At 70.4% G+C, this 19,933-nt stretch carries 20 protein-coding genes; 10 read left to right on the top strand and 10 right to left on the bottom strand.

The annotated features are described in order from the left end of the window. Positions 1 to 13 precede the first annotated feature (13 nt). The 7 genes from C4U03_RS26345 to C4U03_RS26315 all read right to left on the bottom strand — a co-directional run bounded on the left by C4U03_RS26345 (position 14) and on the right by C4U03_RS26315 (position 7,401). Positions 14 to 3,571 (bottom strand): HEAT repeat domain-containing protein, encoded by a 3,558-nt coding sequence (locus C4U03_RS26345; RefSeq protein ID WP_103941157.1) that lies wholly within the window; start codon positions 3,569 to 3,571, stop codon positions 14 to 16. Between the two features lie 121 nt (positions 3,572 to 3,692). Beyond that, positions 3,693 to 4,952, bottom strand: coding sequence for an RNA polymerase sigma factor (locus C4U03_RS26340; protein ID WP_235018146.1), 1,260 nt, complete (start codon positions 4,950 to 4,952; stop codon positions 3,693 to 3,695). Next, a complete protein-coding gene (locus C4U03_RS26335) occupies positions 4,949 to 5,365 on the bottom strand; it encodes a YciI family protein (RefSeq protein ID WP_235018157.1) in 417 nt (138 codons plus the stop codon). The genes C4U03_RS26340 and C4U03_RS26335 overlap by 4 nt, the downstream gene beginning before the upstream one ends. A 135-nt stretch (positions 5,366 to 5,500) precedes the next feature. Continuing rightward, positions 5,501 to 5,848, bottom strand: coding sequence for a nucleotide pyrophosphohydrolase (locus C4U03_RS26330; protein ID WP_200827490.1), 348 nt, complete (start codon positions 5,846 to 5,848; stop codon positions 5,501 to 5,503). Between the two features lie 18 nt (positions 5,849 to 5,866). Further along, positions 5,867 to 6,520 (bottom strand): DUF6082 family protein, encoded by a 654-nt coding sequence (locus C4U03_RS26325; protein ID WP_146087536.1) that lies wholly within the window; start codon positions 6,518 to 6,520, stop codon positions 5,867 to 5,869. A 13-nt stretch (positions 6,521 to 6,533) separates the two neighbouring features. After that, complete coding sequence (locus C4U03_RS26320) at positions 6,534 to 7,139, bottom strand: DUF6879 family protein (protein WP_103941149.1); 606 nt, start codon at positions 7,137 to 7,139, stop codon at positions 6,534 to 6,536. Further along, positions 7,132 to 7,401, bottom strand: a complete 270-nt coding sequence (locus tag C4U03_RS26315) for a hypothetical protein (RefSeq protein WP_103941147.1) — start codon at positions 7,399 to 7,401, stop codon at positions 7,132 to 7,134. Before C4U03_RS26315 ends, C4U03_RS26320 begins: the two co-directional genes overlap by 8 nt. Before the next feature lie 514 nt (positions 7,402 to 7,915). Between C4U03_RS26315 and C4U03_RS26310 the strand changes: the two genes are divergently transcribed. Beyond that, positions 7,916 to 8,266 (top strand): protein kinase family protein, encoded by a 351-nt coding sequence (locus tag C4U03_RS26310; protein WP_146087535.1) that lies wholly within the window; start codon positions 7,916 to 7,918, stop codon positions 8,264 to 8,266. Positions 8,267 to 8,534: 268 nt separating this feature from the next. Further along, complete coding sequence (locus C4U03_RS26305; RefSeq protein ID WP_146087534.1) at positions 8,535 to 9,494, top strand: helix-turn-helix domain-containing protein; 960 nt, start codon at positions 8,535 to 8,537, stop codon at positions 9,492 to 9,494. A 152-nt stretch (positions 9,495 to 9,646) separates the two neighbouring features. On the opposite strand, the gene C4U03_RS26300 is transcribed toward C4U03_RS26305, so the two are convergent. Genes C4U03_RS26300 through C4U03_RS26290 form a run of 3 tightly spaced genes read right to left on the bottom strand, consistent with a single transcriptional unit; the run spans position 9,647 to position 10,901 of the window. Next, entirely contained in the window at positions 9,647 to 9,838 is a 192-nt protein-coding gene (locus C4U03_RS26300) for a DUF397 domain-containing protein (RefSeq protein WP_103941141.1), read from the bottom strand. Continuing rightward, entirely contained in the window at positions 9,835 to 10,026 is a 192-nt protein-coding gene (locus tag C4U03_RS26295) for a DUF397 domain-containing protein (RefSeq protein ID WP_235018145.1), read from the bottom strand. Before C4U03_RS26295 ends, C4U03_RS26300 begins: the two co-directional genes overlap by 4 nt. Continuing rightward, a complete protein-coding gene (locus tag C4U03_RS26290; protein ID WP_103941139.1) occupies positions 10,023 to 10,901 on the bottom strand; it encodes a Scr1 family TA system antitoxin-like transcriptional regulator in 879 nt (292 codons plus the stop codon). Before C4U03_RS26290 ends, C4U03_RS26295 begins: the two co-directional genes overlap by 4 nt. A gap of 313 nt (positions 10,902 to 11,214) precedes the next feature. Here C4U03_RS26290 and C4U03_RS26285 point away from each other — a divergent pair, with 313 nt between their 5' ends. The 8 genes from C4U03_RS26285 to C4U03_RS26245 all read left to right on the top strand — a co-directional run bounded on the left by C4U03_RS26285 (position 11,215) and on the right by C4U03_RS26245 (position 19,893). Further along, positions 11,215 to 11,631, top strand: a complete 417-nt coding sequence (locus tag C4U03_RS26285) for an ATP-binding protein (RefSeq protein WP_235018144.1) — start codon at positions 11,215 to 11,217, stop codon at positions 11,629 to 11,631. A 145-nt stretch (positions 11,632 to 11,776) separates the two neighbouring features. Next, the gene (locus C4U03_RS26280) at positions 11,777 to 12,355 is read left to right on the top strand and encodes a hypothetical protein (protein ID WP_103941135.1); all 579 of its coding nucleotides are present in this window, start codon (positions 11,777 to 11,779) and stop codon (positions 12,353 to 12,355) included. Between the two features lie 831 nt (positions 12,356 to 13,186). Beyond that, the gene (locus C4U03_RS40055) at positions 13,187 to 14,410 is read left to right on the top strand and encodes a FliH/SctL family protein (RefSeq protein ID WP_146087533.1); all 1,224 of its coding nucleotides are present in this window, start codon (positions 13,187 to 13,189) and stop codon (positions 14,408 to 14,410) included. Between the two features lie 1,183 nt (positions 14,411 to 15,593). Continuing rightward, on the top strand, positions 15,594 to 16,868 hold the full coding sequence (locus C4U03_RS26265; RefSeq protein ID WP_103941133.1) for a chymotrypsin family serine protease: 1,275 nt from the start codon (positions 15,594 to 15,596) through the stop codon (positions 16,866 to 16,868). A 91-nt stretch (positions 16,869 to 16,959) separates the two neighbouring features. Further along, a complete protein-coding gene (locus C4U03_RS26260; RefSeq protein ID WP_103941131.1) occupies positions 16,960 to 17,526 on the top strand; it encodes a hypothetical protein in 567 nt (188 codons plus the stop codon). Between the two features lie 92 nt (positions 17,527 to 17,618). Further along, positions 17,619 to 18,005: a YccF domain-containing protein gene (locus tag C4U03_RS26255; RefSeq protein ID WP_103941129.1), complete on the top strand. Its 387-nt coding sequence runs from the start codon at positions 17,619 to 17,621 to the stop codon at positions 18,003 to 18,005. Positions 18,006 to 18,239: 234 nt separating this feature from the next. Further along, positions 18,240 to 18,638: an IS200/IS605 family transposase gene (tnpA, locus tag C4U03_RS26250; protein WP_103941127.1), complete on the top strand. Its 399-nt coding sequence runs from the start codon at positions 18,240 to 18,242 to the stop codon at positions 18,636 to 18,638. A gap of 13 nt (positions 18,639 to 18,651) precedes the next feature. After that, positions 18,652 to 19,893: an RNA-guided endonuclease InsQ/TnpB family protein gene (locus C4U03_RS26245; RefSeq protein ID WP_103941125.1), complete on the top strand. Its 1,242-nt coding sequence runs from the start codon at positions 18,652 to 18,654 to the stop codon at positions 19,891 to 19,893. Positions 19,894 to 19,933: the final 40 nt, after the last annotated feature.

The following is a 19,933-nucleotide window of genomic DNA, read 5'->3' as shown; positions in this document are numbered from 1 at the left end:
TCGTGGGAGGTGGTCAGGGGCCGGTGACGCGGGCCAGGGCGGTGGCGGCCAGGTCGCGGTAGGTCAGGTCGGTTGCGATGAGGTCGTCCTCGGGGGCGGTGGCCTGGACGTACGCGGAGCCGGCGATCCGTTGCAGGGCCGGGATCGTGGCGGCGGCAGGTGAGCCGATCTCGGTGAGGCAGCGGATGGCGAGCATGCCGACCGGGGTCGCCGCGACGGCGGCCGTCAGGTGGGGGAGGGTGCGCTCGGTGTCCCCGGTCGACCGGTAGAGCACACATGCGGCGGCCCCGGCCGTCCGTTCGTCCTCAAGCAGCGGCTCGACCAGCGGTGCGGCCGGGGCGGCGGCCGTACCGAGGTCGAACAGCCGCTGTGCAGTGGTGTCGTCGAGGGTCTCAGACAGGCACGGCCCAAGGACGCGCAGCGGCTCCCCGGCGTCTCCGGTGATCCACCACAGTGCCCAGGCGGCGTCCCGGCGAATCTGCGGGATGTCGTCGTCCAGCCTGGCCCGCAGCGCGGGAACGGCATCGGACGCCGCCGCGCCCAGCCCGGCCAGCAACGAGGCGACGTCCGCTACGGCCACGCCGCGTTCCAGCAGGCCCAGCAGCTCGGGCAGCAGCGGGGCGACATTCCAGTGCCGCAGCCCGTGCAGTACGGCGGTGAGCCGCGCGTCCTCGTGACCCGCGGCGCCCAGATCGGCGCCCGGACCAGCACCGGAGGAGGCGCCCAGGAAGGCGCGCAGGTGCGGCAGCAGCTCCGTGGCGTGCGCGGCCATACCGGCGACGGCGTACTCCGAACAGCGCCGCATGCCGGACCCGATCAGGACGGGCAGGCAGCGGGAGTCGCCGACCCGGGCCAGCGCCTCCAGCGCGCCCGCCGCGACGGTCTCGTCCTCGTCGCCGAGCAGCGGCACCAGCGCGTCGGCCATCGCGGCCACGGCGGGACCGGCCTTGGAGATCTCGGTGACGGCCGCAGCCCGGATCTGCGGCTCCTCCTCGTGCAGCAGTTCGGCGAGCAGCGGCAGCATCCGTTCCGGGGCGGCCCGCCACCTGCGCATCGACAAACCGGCATGCTCGACCGTACGGACCACGGTGGAGACGCCGGGAGCCGCCAGACCGAAGCGGACGAAGTCCACCTGTGCGGGCAGCCGGATGCTCATCATCGAGTACAGCAGTTCGGCGCCGCTCTTGGAGCCCGTCCACAGCTGGGCGTCCAGCGCCGACTCCCGGCCGGCCTCAGCGATCGCCGGGGCGAGGCCGTCGGGGTACTCCTCCAGGTCGAGTTCCAGCAGGGCTAGCGCGGCGGCGATGCGCACCTCGTGGCTGTGCTCCTCCGCCAGCAGGCCGGTGAGCCACTCCACCACCGGCTCGCCGCTGTCGCGGGCCAGCACCCCGACACAGATCACCATCGCCCCGGCCGCGCCCGGGTCGGTCTCGCCGGCCACCCGCTCCCGGAGGACGGGGACCAGCGGCGGCCGGTGCCCGGGGAAGGAGGACAGGACGACGGCTACCGCGCCCCGGACGAGCGGGTCGGGGTCGTCCAGCAGGCCGAGCAGCATCGGCACCCTGGCCTCGACCGCCTCGAACGTCGCCTGCGCCAGACGTCGGACGGCGCTTTCACCCGTGGGCATCTCATCGTCGGTCAGGACGTCCGCGACGTTGGAGAGCAGGGACAGCACGGACACCCGGACCTGGCAGGCGGGTCCGGCGGCCACGTCCAGCAGGACCGCGGCGGCCGGGGCGGTGGCAGGGAAGGCCGCGCCGGGCCGATGGATCGCCCGCCGTACCTTGCGCAGCGCCTCTTCGGCCTCGCGTTCCCTGCCGAACGCGACCGTGAGGATCTCGTCGGGCAGTTCGCCGGCGGTTCCCTCGGCGGCTTCGAGCCCGTCCCAGTCGGTCTCCTCTAGCCGGAGCACCAGGTCACGCCGGGGCCACAGCCGCTGTGGGCTCAACTCCAGCACCACCGTGCCGTGGCCGCCGCCCACGGTCAGCGTGCCGTCGTCCCCCAGCTCCAGCGCGCCAATGCCGGTGCCCAGCTTCAGGTCGGCGCTCTCACCCGAGTCGACGTCCCAGAGCCGTACGAGCCCGTCCGCCCAGGCCGCCGCGAAGGCGAGCCCGGTGGGCGGCTTCCCCGCCGCGACGGCCACGACCGGCGCCGCACGCCGCGCGTACTGCCGCGCCAGCGGCTCACGCCGCACATCCCACAGCCGCAGCGCCCCCCGCTCGTCACCGCTCAGCACGACCGGCGCCCCACCGGGAACGTTGAAGCAGGCCAGGGCGGTGACGGGCCCGTTATGCAGGGCATGGCCCCGCTCGTCCCCGTCCCACCACACCCGTACGCCGCCGTCCCGGCCCCCGGCGGCGAGCAGGCCCCCATCACGACCGACGGCCGTCACCAGGTCGTGGGAGTCGTCCGCCGCCCGGACCGGGCCACCGGGGCCGATGGCCTCCGGGCCATCGGACATCTCGGCCGGGTCGCCGGGGCCGGCCACCGGCGTCTCCACCGGGCGGCCGAGGGGGGCCGGACCGTCGGGGAGGGTGACCGGTGGCTGCGTGCGGCTCTCGCGCACCTTCCAGCGTCCCTCGTCGTCGGCGTCGCCCACGGCCAGCGTGATGGGGGCGAGGTCGAGCCAGGCCCCCTCGTAATAGGGCGGCGAGAACATCTCCTCGGTCGGCTCGACCCCGAGTGTCCGTACCACCTGCTCCAAGGCGGCGCGGTTTCGGCCGAAGACCCTCAGCGGGTAGTCGCCCTCGCCCACGTCATGACGGATGATCGCGTCGGGCGCGCCATAGGTGTACGCCTCCTGCGCCAGCTCCCGCCACGGACGCAGCCCCATCTCCGGGTAGGCGGCCCGTACCCGCTCCACCAGTCCCGGGTCCTCCTTCAAGTCGCCGTAGGTGAACTCCAGGGTCCACCCGAAGTGCGGGGGCAGCCGTTCGAGCGCCAGGTGCAGGAAGAACTCCGAGATGGACCCGCTCTGCACGACCCAGCCGTCCTCGGTGCTCACCAGCACCCGCGGGTCGGCGAGGTGCGCCTCGGCGGCCGGGTACCCCCACTCGTTGCAGTACTGGTACTCGGCTTTGAACACGCACACCCGCAGATCCTCGCCCGGACCCACGAACGGGTTGTCCTCCGGCAGCCCCTCGGAGACCCCGTAACCGGACGGGTCGGGCCGCACCGTGGGCGGCCACTCGGGATTCGTCCAGTACAGCCGCGGCTGATAGGTGAAGGAGTTGAACGGCAGATCCCACCATTCGTCGAGCGCCCGGGGGATCGGCAACGCCAGATCGACCCCGGCGAACTCGTCATCCTCCTCCTCCCCGGTCGCCTCCGCCTTGAGCCGCCGCAGGTACTCCTTGTGCGCGTCCTCCGACCACCGCGGCCAGGACGGCGCCCCGCCGGGCGGCTCGTACCCCCACTCCTGCTGGAACTCCCGCAGCAGCTCCCACCGTGGCCCGGTGTCGGCCAGATGCGCCGCGAACTCGGCCTGCGGCATCCGCTCCCGCTCGTCCCAGCGCGGCATGACCCGGGCCAGCCGCTCCGCGAACCGCCCATAGTCGATGATCTTCGACATGCCCGGCAGCCTAGCCCCGCCCACCGACGGAACCGCAGGAGCGAACCGCCCAGAAGGAGCCCGTCCCCTACGTCAGCGGCGGGCAGGTGCGGGCCGGATCACCAGGAGAGCACCCGAGCGGTCACCGGTCGTCTGCCAGGCGGGCGGCTCGGGTACGGAGGTAGCGCTGCTGGGGGAGGCTGGTCGTCCGCCGGGCCGCCGCCTCGTAGGAGTCACGGGCCGCGGCATGGTCACCGGCCATCTCCAGCAGGTGGGCGCGGACGGCGTGCAGCCGGTGGTCCTCGGCGATCCGCTTGTCGGCCCCGAGACCTTCGAGCAGGGCCAGGCCCGTGTGCGGGCCTTGGGCCATGGCCACGGCGACGGCGTGGTTCAGCGCCACCACGGGGTTGTCGGAGATGCGCATCAGCAGCTCGTACAGGGCGGTGATCTGGGGCCAGTCGGTCGCCTCGGCGCTGGGCGCCTCGTCGTGGACCGCGGCGATCGCCGCCTGGAGCTGGTACGGGCCGGGCCTGCCCCGGGGGAGCGCCTGGGAGAGGAGGGCGACGCCCTCGGTGATCTGGTCGGCGTTCCAGTGGGCGCGGTCCTGCTCGGCCATGGGGATCAGCTCGCCGTGCGGGCCGGTGCGCGCGGGGCGGCGGGCATCGGTGAGCAGCATGAGCGCCAGCAGGCCGGTCACCTCCCCATCGTCGGGCAGCAGCCGGTGGACGAGGCGGGCCAGCCGGATCGCCTCGGCCGACAGCTCGGTGCGCTGCAGGTTCGGCCCCGAGGTGCCCGCGTACCCCTCGTTGAAGATCAGGTAGAGGACGTGCAGGACGGCGCCGAGCCGTTCGGCGCGCTCGGCGCCGGTGGGCAGGGCGAACGGGATGCGGCTCTCCTTGACGAGCCGCTTGGCCCGGCTGATGCGCCGGGTCATGGTCGCCTCCGGCACCAGGAACGCGCGGGCGATCTCCGCGGTGGTCAGGCCGCCGACCGCCCGCAGGGTGAGCGCGATCTGCGAGGCCGGGGACAGTGCGGGGTGACAGCACAGGAACAGCAGGACGAGCGTGTCGTCGGCCGCCCCCGCGGCCGCCCGGTCGGCGGCGGGCGCGAGCCACTGGTCGGGCAGCGTCCACCGGGCGACGGCGTCCTCACGGCGCAGCCGGGCCTGCTCGTTGCGCAGCAGGTCCGTCAGCCTGCGCGAGGCGACCGTGATCAGCCAGGCGCGCGGGCTGTCCGGGACGCCGTCCCCGGGCCACTGCACGGCGGCCGCCAGCAGCGCCTCCTGCACCGCGTCCTCGGCGACATCGAAGTGCCCGTAGCGCCGCACCACCGCGCCGAGGACCTGCGGCGCCAGCGGACGCAGCAGGTCCTCGACCTCGGTGCCGGGCACGGGGGCCGTCACAGCTCCAGTTCGGCGTGGGAGTCGGCGATCGGCCGCACGTCCACGTACCACTCGTGCTCCAGGGCCGCGCCCTCCGGACGGGGGGTGTTCGCCAGGTGCGCGGCGATCTCGGTGGCCCGGTCGAAGCTCTCGCACTCGACGACCGTGTAGCCGGCCAGCACCTCCTGGGTCTCGGGGTACGGCCCGTCGGTCACCACGGGAACCCCGTCCTGCAACCGGATCCGGCGGGCGTGGACGGGAGCGGTCAGGCCCTGGGCGTCGACGAACTCCCCGGACTCCACCAGGCCCTGGTTCCAGGCCCCCATGAACTCGTGCATCCGCGCCACGTCCTGCGCCGCCCAGGCGGGCTTGCCGTCGGCGTCCTTACCGGCCAGGACGTCGTAATCCTGCTGCGACCCGTACAGCATGATCATGTACTTCACGCTCTGCTCCTCTCCGCGGACACCTCCCGGCGCCCTCCACCAGAGACGTCGAAGCCACCGGCCCGCCCCGGACATCCTCCCGCCGCCGGTCCGCGAAACTCTCCGTGCCCGCCGGTACGGCCGGGGTCAGGGGAGCGGAGGCGCCTTGCGGAACGTGCCGCGGTAGGTGGCCGGGTCGTAGCGTCGTTCGTTCGCCTCCAGCTTTGTCGCCGCCGCGTCGAGGAGGTCCACGCCGAGCACGTCCGCCAGCCGGACCAGATAGCCGAAGACGTCACCCAGCTCGGCGCGCACCCGCGAGGCGGCCTCCGGATCGTCCATGACGCGGACCGACTCCTCGGCCGTCAGCCACTGGAACTCGGCGACCAGCTCACCGACCTCACCGGCCAGCGCCATCACCAGGTTCTTGGGCGTGTGATAGTGCTCCCACTCCCGCGCGACCGCGAACTCCCGCAACCGATCCGCCAGCTCCCCGATGTCCTCCACCCGGCCAGGCTAGAGCTCCCCGCCCCCCACCGTGGAACCGCCCGGCCGCCGGTCAGGAGGGGGGTGGATCCGTCGGTACTCCTCGTCCAGGATCTCGTGGAAGCGGCGGGCCTTGCGGCTCTGGGAGGTGGACAGGCGGCGGTGGCGGGCGGACTCCCAGTACAGGCGGCCGGGCTCGCCGGAGAACATCTCCGCGGCGATGGCGCGCAGCCGGGCCGGGCCGAGCGCCCCCGTCTCGAAGGACATCCGCCACTCGGAGACGATCATGTTGATGTAGAGCTGCTGCCTGCGGGTCCGCAGATCCTGGCCGGCGGGCACCGGTCCCCAGCACGCGTCCAGATCGGGGTCGTCCATGGCCATCCGCAGCAGGTCGGCGATCGCGGTCCGCCGCGCCTCCTCGCGGGCCAGGGCGGTCTCCCTGGCCTGCAGGACGAGGGTCACCACCACCCCGAGCAGCGCCAGGACGGACAGGATCGCCGAGGCCGCCCCGTAGGTCTGCCCGATCAGGCTGCGGCGCTCCCACTGCGCGGCCGAGCCGTCGTAGGCGTCCAGCAGGAACGGGGAGACGCCGAACGCGCCGACGATCGCCACCAGAACGAGGATCAGCGCGATGGACGACCACCGCCGGGCCCCCTGACGGGCGGGTCTGCGCGAAGACGGCATGGGACCCCTGGCGTCAGCAGGTGGAGACGGTGGTCGGCGCTATCTCGCGGTGGAAGAAGTCGATCAGCGGCTCGCCCTGTTCCCACAACGCCGCGATCTGCGCGGCGGTCGCCCTGACCGCCTGCGGGTCGGTGATGCGGCGCGCACCGCACGGCGCCCACTGCTCGTCGTAACGGACCTGGTAGAGCACCTTCTCGCCCAGGACCACGACCTCGGGGACGGGCTGCTCTCGTTCCAGCTCCGCCAGCCGCGCGGCGTCGATGACCCGCAGCTCGAAGCCCTCCTCGGCCAGGATCCGGAAGTAGTGCATCTCCCACCGCAGATAGCGGCTGACGGGACGCTCGACCACGCGCAGCCGCCGGAACGGGGTGCCGCGCCGCGCGTAGGAGCGCGCGTTCTCGCGGACGCCGGGACGCTCCTCCTCGAAGATCCGCAGTGCTCTGTCCCAGTCGCCGTCCATCAGCGCCTGCCAGGCCGGGTCGTGCGGCTCGCTGAAGTGCTGGGCCCGTTCCAGCTTCCAGATCACGCCGGTGAGGCGGGCCTTCTCCCGGGCGGAGTCGGCGTGGTAGGCGGGGCGGTCCAGGACGGTGCCCTCGACCTCGCGCAGCCGCTCAAGCATCGGGGATGTCCCGTTTGGCGGCCCGGAGCATGTTCCCGGGCAGGATGACCAGCCGCTCGTCGTGGCCGATCCGCACTCCGGCCGGCAGCCGCCCGTCGTACGCCTCGGTGAGGTCCCGCCCGATCACGGCCACATCGCCGTTGTCCAGCTCCCAGATGTCCGGGCAGTCGTCGTCCAGCCGGCTGTTGCCCAGCTCGGCGGCCGTCCCGCCCAGCCTCCGCCGGAACCCCGCCGAGGGGTCGGCCTCCCAGGGTCTCCGCATGGTCCGGCTCCTTCCCCCCACTCCCCGCATTTACTGTCAGCTTCTCATGCGTACCTGGGAATGCCAATGCCCCGTCGAAACGGTCGATTTGTCAGAGTTGTTTTGGATCTCTAAGGGTCTTGGCGAGGTTGATTCTCGATCTTCTGCGAGAGGAGCCGCCCGGGATCACGCCGTCGGTGCGGCAGCTTGGAACGTGCAATCCGGGAACGTTCCGGAAATCTCGGTGATGATCTCCATGTGGGCGGGCGGACTCGGTTCCGTCATCGCCTGTATGGAAGTCTCTGCAGGTCATCGTCATCCCATGGGAACATCACAGGACCATGCGCATCCGGGCATGTGCGTTGTTCAACGTCTTCCCGGCTGTCCCTCCACCCCGTAGTGCCCTACCGGTATCCCTGCGGGGCGAACGCATATCCAATTTTCTGTCCGCCTCATATGGCCGATGTGATGCCGACGTTCGCGGCATGGCCGGGCCGGCTCCGCCTGATGGCCACAACCGGACACAGAACCTGGAGTGACCACTGAATTGATCGGCACTCCCGTCTTCGACGAAACGACCGACAACCTCACCGCCCTGACGCCGGCTCACGTCCAGGACGATCCGCCGAAGCTGCGCGAACTCCGCTCCGACGTACCCGAAGACATCGAACGACTGGTTCTGGAGTTGCTCGCCAAGTCACCCGAGGAACGGCCGGGGTTGGCCGCCGCCGTCAAGGCGCAGCGCCTCGGCGCAGTGTTGGGCGACGATCAGCCAGTGCCGCCGGGTCCATTGCCGGACGGCGTTCTGGCAGGGCGCCTCCACCTGGTCGGCCTGAAGAGCGCGGACCGTACGGTGGCGCCTGGGCTTCGCCGGGGAGCCCGATGACGTCCGCTTCGGGAGGGCCGCCGGCGGGCGGCGGACACGAGGGCGGCGACGCAGAGGAGCCCGAGGAGCAAGGCGGCTCTGCCGTGACGTGCGGCGGGAAACGGAGAACGGCACATGGTCGCTTCCTGGATCGGGGCCGGGACATCGACCAAGGAAGCCGATCGCGCGGCGGTTGCACCAGCCCGCATCGGGCGTTGCGCCGGGCTGACAACACGGGCTGCCCCGTTCGCGATGCGGGGGGGAAACGCGAGCGCTCAAGATGGTGCGGGTGACCGAGATCGTTCCCGCGCCGCGCTCCCCGCTGCAGCCGTTGCCCCCGGATCTCAGCCCCGAGGTGCGGGACTGGGCGACCGAGCTGCGCTCCCTGTTCGCTGCCACCGGTCTGTCCGTCAGCCGGTTCGCGCGGGTGCACCACATCGACAAGGGCACGGTCTCGCGGTACCTGAGCGGTCAGCGGGTGCCCCGTGATCAGTGGCTGCTGGACGCCCTCGCCACGTGGTACGACGACAACGGCAGGCCCCTGACCTCGGCCGTGCGTGAACACCTGGCGGAACTGCAGTTGCGCGCCCTGGAGGTGGCCCATCCCCAGGAATACCGGGTCCGCAAGGTCACCGACGAGCTCGAGCAGGCGGTCATCCGGCTGAGGGAGGTCGAACGGCACGCCCGCGACCTTGAGGAGCGGGTCCGCAGGCTCACCGCCGACCGGGAACGGCTGCGGGCCGCCTGGGCCGAGGACCGGGTCGTGGCGCAAGCCGAGATCGACCGTCTGACCGGAGAGATCGCCGACCTCACTGAAGAGCTGGAGAGGATCCGTGAGCAGGGCGTCCGAGCCGAACTCCGCTGCCGGGCCCTCGAAGCCCTCCTCGACCGGATCGAGCAGGAGGAGCCGACCGTCCCCGTCACCGTTGCCCAAGCGATCGAGGATGTCGACGGTCTGGACACCGCCTCGCGGGTGCTCACCCTGGCCCAGCAGACCGCCGATCAGGCGATCACCGAGAGCCGGCGGGAGGCGGACGAGATGCTGCACCGGGCCAAGGTGGAGGCGATGGAGATCCTCCGGCAGGCACGCTCCGCCGCCGCCCGGATCATCGCGAATCCCGAAAGCCGGCCCTCCGACGCCGGACACGGCGCCCAGGCACTTCCCCATCGCCCCGGCCACGGCTTTGGCCGACTTTCCGGGTCCCACTCCGACCAGGCGGAGGACGGCCCGACCCTACCTGGGACATGAGATCCCCGACTGCGGCTTCCGCCGTGCGGCACGAAGAGGATCCCGGACGACCACATCGGTCAGGCGGTGGAAGCCGAGACCGGTCACCGTGCGAGGGTAACGGCGGTGATCTTGCCCGGTCCGCTGCCGACGCCGCCGCTCACGAACATCGGTCAGGCGTCCTGCGCCTTCACCTGGGCCAGGAGACGAGCCCACTCCTGCGGAGTCACTTCCAGGACGGCGGTGGGGTCTCCCTTGGGGTCGCGTACGCCGATCGTGCCGTCAGCGGCTCGGGCGACCTCGACGCACTTGCCGTCTGGGTCGCTGTGGCTGGACTTACGCCACCGGCTGTACGAGCGGGTCATGCCTCTACTTCTTTGATGGAGGCGAGGAGTGAGCGCCATGTTTGGGGGTGTACTTCCAGGATGGCGGTGGGGTCTCCCTTGGTGTCGCGTACGCCGATGGTTCCGTCAAGGGCTCGCGCCACTTCGACACAGTTGGCATCTGGTGTGCTGCGCGAGGACTTGCGCCACTGCATGTACTTGGCGGTCACGTACTCGATCCCGTCTCTCGATCAAACCTGTCGGCTACCTCGCGGAAGAAGGCCACACTGTCCTCGGCGGACAGTGAAGCCTGACAGAGGTGTTTGTACAGCTTTGTATACCTTGCCACCTGAGTTCTGTCTGTGAGGACTAGGTCTGTGGTGACGGTGTCGACTACAGCTACCTTCGGATCCCTCTTGTCCGGGAAGGTGTACAGGTTGAAGGAAGACTTGGGCGGCATGCCTCCGTCTAGCGTGGCGTTGTAGGGGAGTACCCGGATGGAGACGTGCCCCTCTGACACGAGGTCGGCCATGTGTCGGAGTTGGGCGCTCATCACCACACGTGGCACGCTGACTCGGTAGAGCACGACTTCGTCGAGAATGATGTCGCAGGCAGGCCCTTCCTGGCTGAGGAGCCAGCGCTGACGCCGCATCCGCGCTTCGATCATGCGGTCAGGCCGGTATGTAAGGGGGCCTTCGCCCTTGTTCAACTCGACCATGTGCTCGATGTATGCGGGTGTCTGGGCCATCACCGGACTGGCGACTGCCTCGTACCCGCAGATGCTTTCTGCGCCGGATTCCAGGTCGGCGTAGATGCGCTGCCGAGGACCCATGACCTGGGCGTGCTGGTCCCACCAGCCCTTCTGAGCGGCGGTCCGGGCCAGGTTGATGATGTTGTCGTACTCCTTGCCGGTGACGTTCAGTCGTTCCAGCATGTCCATGATCTCGAACGCCTCGGGGCGGGTCTGCGCCGTCTCCAGCTTCGAGAGCTTTCCCCGTGACTGGAAGACGGTTTTGGCCACCTCGTCGGCCGTGAGGTTGCGGTCCTCACGCATCTTGCGCAGCGCAGCGGCCAGACGGAGTCGGCGGACATAGGGGCTGAACATCGTTGACCTCCGTGAGGGGCGCGCCCTGGGCCGTAATGACTGTAATTGGCTGACTACTCGACGTATAACTCACAACTTGGCTGGTCAGGGCATATCTACAAGAGATCGAACAGGCCGCATGTGGCCAGAAAAAGAACCGTCACGGTGCCGGGCCGTTCAGGTGCCCGGCGGCGAAAACCACCCTGGACGCCGAGGTCAGGTACCGAATCGGCGGTTCGGAGAAGGGTGACGGTGTGAACCTGTAGTCGCAGTGCGTGACCGGTCGGTGGATCGCGTGCTGATCGTTCTCCCCGGAGGTGTTCCCGTGCTCCTGATGAGTCCTCCCGCTGCCGAGGCGGTGCCGCTGTACTGGCGGCGAGAGTTCCCCGGCGGTGCGATGCAGGCCCGTGCCGTCCGCCGCTTCGTGGCCTGCCTGCTGGACGGGTGCCCGTTCCTGGACGACGTCCTCCTCGCGACCGACGAGCTGGTCGTCAACGCGGTCCGGCACACCAAGTCCGGGCAGGCCGGCGGGTCGTTCACCGTGGAGGTGCTGTGCGGTGACGGCGGGATCGCCGTCTCGGTGGCCGACCAGGGCGGGCCGGACGAGCCGGTCGCCCGCGACGCCGACCCGCTCGCCGAGTCCGGGCGCGGCCTGCGCACCGTCTCCCTGACCGCCGAGAGCTGGGGATGGCACGGCAACTCTGCGGGCCGCACCGTCACCGCCGTGTTCGCGGGGAAGTGGTCGGCATGAAGGCCCCCGCCGCCCGGCTTCGTCCGGGCCTGCGCATCCGCGTTCGCCCGCTGCCGGTCGAACACCTCGTCGGCGTTACCACAGCCGTGCCCGGCGCCGTCGCTCCCGGCCGGTGCGCCTTCGCGTGCGCGGGGAGGTGGCCGGTGTGAAGGCTCCGGTCGTTCACCAGCATCCGCAGTTGCACGCCCGGGTCTGCTCGGTGCTGAACGCCGCGCTGCGCGCCGACAACACCGCCATCGACACCGTCGTCCAGCTCGCCGAGGGCCTCGACGCGCACACCGCCGACTTCCTGCGCCACTCCCGGCGGCTGGTACTGGCCTGCGCCGCCGCGCTGTCGTCGGTACTGGACATCCACCAGCCCGTCACCGAGCCCGACGCGCCACGCGTGTGCCGCGAGTGCGGCGGCCACCAATGCCGCACCCTGAACAACATCCTCAACGTCCTGGACGCCTACGCGGCACGCCCCGGCGAAATCGACCGGGCCGAGGCCTGGCGACGCGCCGACCACTACTTCAACGCCCGCGGCGGCCCCACCTCCCTGGTCGCCGTGGACACCTTCGAAGACGGCTACGTCGCGCGAGCGTTCACCACCACCACCACCGCCGAGCCGGCCGGCCCGCTGCTGGTCATCGACCGCCGCACCGGCCGCCTGAGCGCCTGGCCGCCCATGCCCCGCCAGACCCTCATCGAGCAGTACCGCCGCTACCTAGACGGCCTGCTGTGACCCCGGCCTCCCCGACCGCCTTGACCACCTCATGTTTGTCGGGTCGTGGGCACCGAGGATGTCCGCATCGTCGAGACCTCCGTGGACCTGAGCGCTCCTTTGCCGGGACTGCGTGCGCAGATCCGGGCATTGGCCCGGGAGTTGGCAGGCGATCAGGCAGACCCGTCCGGGATCCGGCGGCCGGAGTGATGGTCGGTCCTTCCGTACCGCGATATCTGAGGTGATCGAGCTGGTGCGGCGCGCAGTACACGTCAAGGCCCGTTACGGCGAACGGTCCGTTCGAGCGGAGGCGTAGGTCGTTCGTCGGCGTGGAGCCTCTTCTCGGCGGCGTCGAGGAGGTCCGCGGGCCGGCGCCATTGTCAGGTTCCTGGACGTGTGGTGGTGCTCCTGCTCCTGTACGGCCGTGAGCTTTCGCTGCCTGGCCGCCGGTTATCCGATGTTCTGCCCCCTGCCGGGCTCGGCCCCTCGCTGGACCCGGGGCGGAGCCGTGACCGGCTCGGTCGGACGCGGCCTCATCCTCGAACGGTATGGCGAAGGGAACCGGCCGAGGTCGGCCTCCTGGGCATCGGGCGGTGTTCGGCCGGGTTCGGGGAGGTGGCACCGCTCCGGCCGGTCCGGTGGGAAAACGTCGGTGTTCCGTGCTTCCGCCATTTCTGGAAGGGTGCGTCCCGCGCTTTTCGTGTGCTGTTCCCGATGGGCGGCAATGATCTCGCCAAGTGCGGGAGTTGTTTGCCGTGGGCCGCGTGAGCGGTGTGAGGGTGGGTTATCTCTAGCCGTGCCCTGCGTCTCGCGGGCGCGGGAACCCTTTCAACAATGGGCTGGGAGGCTCAGATGATGAAACGACTGGCCGTGGCCGGCGTCGCGTCCGCCGCCGTCGGTGGTTTTCTGCTGTCGGCACCGCCCGCCGTGGCGAGTGTCAACGACGACGTTCTGGCCATAACGGGCTGGAACGACGGTGACGGCGAAGAGTGCCGCGGGCGGCATAAGCTGCTCGACGGGCGCTACGACGACAAATGCGCCTTGGACCACTGGGACCACTACCTCAGGAATGTCTTCCAGGGCGTTCACGGGGACGGCAAGGACGAGAAGAACGAGCACGGTCGCAAGGACAGTCGCAGGTCCAAGCGCGGACACCAGCGCGAAGTCATCTACAGGGACGCCGACGGGAACTACCGCAGGTTCTCCTCCACGACCGGTGTCAAGGAGGACCAGGACTACAGGCTCGGGCCTGAGCGCGACCACGGGCAGGATCACGGGCGAGGCCAGGAGGACGGACCTGAGCGCGGCCATGCCCAGGCCCGTGGGGACGGTCCCGAGCGCGAGCACGCCCCCGAGCGTGAGCAGGCCCCTGGGCGTGAGCACGCCCCCGAGCGCGAGCACGGTCCTGAGCGCGGGCAGGCCTCTGAGCGTGACCACGGGCACGGTCGTGAGCAAGGTCCCGACCACTGGTACGGCCAGGGCTACAAGGACGGCCGCAAGGACGGCTACGGGAGTGGACGCAAGGACGGCCGTAAGGAGGGCTACGAGCGAGGCCACAAGGAGGGCTACGAGCACGGTCACTCGGACGGCTACGAGCGAGGCCAATCCGACGGCTACGGGTACGGCCACTCGGACGGCTACGAGGACGGTCGCAGGGACGCTTACGGGCGCGACTATGGGTACGGCCCCAAGGACGGCCGTAAGCATGGCCGCAAGCAGGGCGGTAAGCAGGGCGGTAAGCAGGGCCGCAAGGATGAGCGCGGGTACGGGTACGAGGACGGTCCTGGATACGCTCCCGTCTTCAAGGACGACCGCGGGTACGGCCCTGGCCCCGAGGGTGCCTACGGGTACGGCCCCGGACCTGAGGGTGCCTACGGGTACGGCCCTGGGCCTGATGACGCCTACGGGTACGGCCCCACGCCCGAGGATGGCTACGGGTACAGCCCCGTTTCCACGGACGGCCGTAAGGACGGCTCCAAGCACGGCCGCAAGGACGGCCGTAAGGACGGCTCCAAGCACGGCCGTAAGCACAACCGTAAGAGCGACCGTAAGCACAGCCGCAAGAACGTGCGCTAGTGCCGCTGCCGGCCGAGGCGGCTTCTGAGGCAACGGCCGTTCGCGTCGATCGTTGGATCACCTGCTCACCGGCACGGCGGGAGGAAGGGCGCTGAGAGACGGGGGCGGAAGCCTTCCGCTCCCAACTGTCCGGCTGGCCGGGTGTTGCCGAGCGCCAGGAGCTCCCGTGCAGCCGTTCAGGCCGTTGGGGGCGGGGCGGCGGGTGGCGAACGACGCCGTTGCCGCCGCGATGGCCGATCACGATCCGAATCCTCCTCTGCGGTCCGGACGTCTTCACCGCCGTGGAAGGCCGGGAGCGCAGGGAGCTCTCCAAGCCGCTTCTCCGAGGGCCGGCCGAGTCGCGTGGCGACCCGGCCGGCCCCGTCCTTTCCGGACCCCGGCCACCGCACCAGCCGTCGCCCCGGATCCGGGCACCGAAGGATGCCGAACCTGCGGCCCCGTGCCCGTCCACGGGGCGGCACGCCGCTGGTCCCGCGCCGCTGGTCCCGCACGGCCAGGTGTGGGCGGCCCAGGTACGGACGGCCCAGGTACGGACGGCCCAGGTACGGACGGCCCAGGTACGGACGGCCCAGGTACGGACGGCCCAGGCGTGGACGACCAAGGCGTGATGGCAAGGTGTGACGGCCAGCGTGTGGGCGGCCAAGGTGTGGGCGGCCAAGGTGTGGGCGGCCAAGGTGTGGGCGGTCAGGTGGGCGGGGGCGGCCCGCCGGCCCTCCGATGCCGGACGTGACCGGCCTCGAACGTGGTAAGGGCCACGGCGAACAGCATGCGGAATTACCGGGGCGCCAATGCAATATGTCATGAGTGCGGCGCAGCGCTGTGGAGACCGCGGTCCGTACCGGACGCCCCGCGCCACCTATCGAACGCGGAAACACGGGAAACCGATGCGGCACCGCCGGCGTCACAAACATGATCTCGTGAGATCTTCCCGTGCCGGTCACACGTCCTCACGACAGCGGAAGCGAAACCTCCGGAAAAGTCCGGACATTAAGGATTTTCCTCACCCTATGGTGGTGTTTCTGATCAATCCCCCCAGGGTGTGAAACGATCTCCTTTACCACTTCTTCGTGGCATGTCAAGGTGGTAATTCTGTTGCATGTCGCCCACATATTGCAAACCGTTCGATCTGCTCCAACATCGATAAAGTGATGCTGCTTCAGTTCGCAACGGATCGGAGGAGTCAGTGAAGGTCGTCTCACGGGCCGGCGTCACATCACCGCGCATCGTTCGCCGTGCCGCGGTGGCGCTGGCCGCCGTACTGGTCGCCACGGCGACCGGTGGCATGCCGGCCGTCCTCGCCCAAGCCCCCGACAAGGACCTGACCACCAAGGCCATCAAGCAGACCGGCTCGGTGCCGGGCGGCTTCGCCTCCTGGAAGGAGCTGCTGGCGTTCCAGGACAAGCTGGTGAACGCGGCCGACCGCATCACCGCGGCCGCGCGGAGCGGCGGCGGCTCCGGCTACGCCGGCGTCGTGCTGGCGCCGGAGGACCGCGAGCTGCGTCTGTACTGGAAGGGTCGGCCGTCCCGGTCCATCGACGCCCTGGTCACCGGGCTGCGCAGGGACGTGCCCATCCGCACCATCTCGGCGCGGCACTCGGCCCGGCAGCTGTCGGCCGAGGCCGCCAAGCTCACCCGCCGGGCCGGCGGCCGGATCACGGCGGTCGCCCCCACGCCCGACGGCTCCGGCCTGACCGTCTCCGGGCCCGAGATCGAGTCCGCCCGGGCGGCGGCCGAGGAGGTGTCCGTGCCGGTCACCGTCCAGCGGGGCGTCCGGCCGGCCCTGGCCACCCGCTGGAACGACTCCGCGCCGTGGTGGGGTGGCGCGGCCTGGCGCAACGCCGCCAACGGCGGCGGCTGCTCGACCGGGTTCGCCGTGCTGCACGCCGGGGTGACCAAGATGCTCTCGGCGGGGCACTGCGCCGCGGTGGGCAACACGGCCACCGACCCGACGGGCGAGGTCATGGGCGCCGTCTCCAACGACGACGACGCCCGTGACGTGCTGCTGATCAACGCCCGCTCGGCCGGCCGGGTCTTCAACAACCAGATCGGCAACACCTCCAACGAGTTCAGCAACCCGGTGATCGGCACCATCGGCAGTTACGTCGGCCTGTGGGTGTGCACCTCCGGCGCCTACTCCGGCACCAACTGCAACATCCAGGTCAAGCAGACCGGGGTGAACATCTGGGTCGGCTACTGGATCAACAACACCGTCATGGCCGAGCAGGCCGCCCACACCAACGCCGTCGGCCAGGGCGACAGCGGCGGCGCGGTCGAGGTGGTCAACTCCTCCAACACCGCCCAGGTGTACGCGGCCGGCGTCAACACCGCCATCGACACCGGCACCTCCGTCCCGTGCACCGGCTACGTCACCTCCGGGCGGACCTGCGCCTGGCGGATGTACTACTCCCCGTGGAGCAACGCGGTGGCCGCCTTCGGGGTGTCCATCGTGACCGGCTGAGGAATCCCGTCCGTACGGCAGGGAACGGCGGGGCCAGGGCGAAGGTGCCTGGCCCCGTCCGCCGTACCCGTCCACCTGCGGAGATGATCACATGGACAGCAAAGCCCGTTCCGTGGCCGCCGCGCTGGCGCTGGCCGTCCTTCCGGTCGCCGCCGCGGCATGCGGCACCTCGACCTCCGGCGGTCCCGGGCAGTCGCCGGGCAGCCGGTCGAGCAGCCATTCCCCGCTGCCCGACCAGTCGGCGCTGGCGTCCGCCGCGGCACGCATCGACGCCCATCTGCGACGTTCCTTCCCCGACCACTACGCGGGCGTCGAGATCGACCCGTCCCGGTCCGTCGTGATCGTCTACCGGCGCCCTTCCAGCGCGCTGGACGCGGACCTGCGCGCCCGCTTCGGCGACGTCCCGACCCGGTTGCACGACGCCCCGCATTCGGCCCGGGAGCTGGACCGGCTGGCCGCACGCCTGCGCGACGACACCGGCTACTGGCGCGAGCGCGGCGTCTCGATCACCTCGCTCGCCGTCCGCCCGGACGGCACCGCCGTCGTGGTCGGCACCGACGATGTCGCCAAGGCCACCCGGGAACTGCCCCGCAGGTACGGCCGAGCCCCGCTGAAGATCATCCACGCCACCCCGCAGCTCCCCACGTCACCGCCGTAGCCCCGGCAACGGCCCGGACCGTCCACGCCGACCGTCCGCTACCCGGGGATTGTGGACGACCACGGCAGGTGACCGGCTTCTAGACTGGTCTCATGCGGACGCTCCTGAACGTCCTGTGGCTGGTGCTCGCCGGGTTCTGGCTGGCCCTCGGGTACGTGGCCGCCGGTGTCATCTGCTGCATCCTCATCATTACGATCCCGTTCGGCATCGCCTCGTTCCGGATCGCGAACTACGTGCTGTGGCCGTTCGGCAGGACCACGGTGCACAGACCGGGCGCGGGGACCTTCTCCCTGCTCGGCAACGTCATCTGGATCATCGTCGTCGGCTGGTGGCTGGCGCTGACGCACCTGGTCACCGGGGCGCTGCTGATGCTGACGATCATCGGCATCCCGTTCGGCGTCGCCAACCTCAAGATGATCCCGATCTCGCTGATGCCGCTGGGCCGCGAGATCGTACGGACCGGCCAGCACGCCTTGTGAGCCCCGCGCCGTGAGCGCCGCGCCGTGAGCCCCGCACCGCGCTCCCGGGACGCCCGCGGAAGATCGCCGCAGGTGCGGCGGCTCCCGCTACGGTTGGGCTGTGAACGAGTGCTACTTGCTGATCTGTTCTCGGTAGCGGCGCAGATCCCGGGTTTTAGCCCTGGGGATAGCCGTCCCACGGCGATGCCCGCACCAGCCCACCATTAGATAGCTCCACACTGTATAGTCAGGTTCGTGGCGGTTACCTTGCGCTCGAACGCCAACATCACGTTCCAGTGCGCCTTTCACGTGGTGTGGTGCCCGAAGTACCGGCGCCGCGTGTTGGACGGACCGATCGAGGCGCGGCTGAAGGAGATCGTCCGGGAAGTCGTCGCCGAGAAAGGCGCGTGGCTGGTCGAGCTGGAGGTCATGCCGGACCACGTTCACCTCCTGGTGGAGGTCGACCCGCAGTTCGGCGTGCACCGGCTCGTCAAAGCGATCAAGGGACGGTCTTCTCGCGTGCTGAGGGAGGAGTTCCCGGCGCTGAAGTCGCGCCTGCCGACGTTGTGGACCAACAGCTACTTCGTCGCCACCGTCGGCGGCGCGCCTTTGGATGTCGTGAACAAGTACCTCGAGAACCAGAAGAACGTCTGAGAGGGGGTGTCCCATGCTGGTGGGCAGGAAGTACCGCCTGAGCCTCACGGCTGAGCAGGCCGAGATGGCCGAGGAGTTCGGCAACATCTGCCGGTCGGTGTGGAACACCGCTTTGGAGCAGCGCCGGGAGTACCGGCGGCGCGGGGCGTGGATGAACTACGTCCCCCAAGCCGCCGAGCTCGCCGACGCCAAGCGCGAGCACGAGTGGCTGCGCGCGGCCCCCTCGCACGTTCTCCAGCAGACGCTGAAGGACCTCGACAAGGCGTGCCGGACCCACGGCACATTCAAGGTCGGTTGGCGCTCCAAGACCCGCTGGAACCCCTCGTTCAGGTTCCCGGCGGGGAACCTCATCACCGTGGAGCGGCTGAACCGCAAGCGGGGGCGGGCGAAGCTGCCCAAGCTGGGCTGGGTCGTCTTCCGCTGGTCCCGGCACCCGGGCGGTGAGGTCCGCTCCGCCACCGTGTCCCGCAAGGCCGGGCACTGGTACATCTCCTTCCTCGTCGAGGACGGTGTTTTGCCCCCCGGGCATCACGCGGGCACGCCTGTCGGGATCGACCGGGGCGTTGTCGTCGCGGCGACCACGAGCACCGGCAAGTTCTACGACCGCGAGTTCGCCACCACCGGGGAGAAGACCCGGTACCGGCGTCTTCAGCAGCGCCTCGCTCGTACCCGGAAGGGTTCGGCCAACCGCCGCAAGACGGTTGCCTCGATGAGCCGGATCATGGTCCGGGTCACCGACCGGCGCGCCGACTTCACCGCCTGGACCGCGAACCGCCTCACCGCCCGCCACAGCGTGGTCGTCCTGGAAGACCTCCGTACCAAGAACATGACGGCCTCCGCCAAAGGCACCGAGGCCGAGCCCGGCCGCAACGTCCGCCAGAAGGCCGGACTGAACCGGGCGATCCTCGACAAGGGCTGGCACCGCATGGAGCTGGCCATCCGTAACGCAGCACGCTCGACCGGCACCCAAGTGGTCCTGGTCGACCCCGCGTACACGTCGCAGACGTGCAACCGGTGCGGGCACGTGGACGCCAAGAACCGCGAGAGCCAAGCGGTCTTCGTGTGCACGGCCTGCGGCCACCGGGGCCACGCCGACGTGAACGCCGCGAAGAACATCCTCAGCGCGGCGGGACACGCCGTGCCAGCCTGTGGAGACCTCGGGGTTACCCGGTCGGTGAAGCAGGAACTCCCGGGACCCCGCGAGGCAGTACCGGTCCGACTCGCTTTCGAGCTGGTTGGAATCCCCCGGCTTTAGCCGTGGGGAGGAAGTCAACCTGGGGGACCGTGACGCCATC

This window comes from Thermomonospora echinospora (assembly GCF_900108175.1).
Lineage (GTDB): Bacteria > Actinomycetota > Actinomycetes > Streptosporangiales > Streptosporangiaceae > Thermomonospora > Thermomonospora echinospora.
This window is presented reverse-complemented; position numbering and strand designations above follow the sequence as displayed.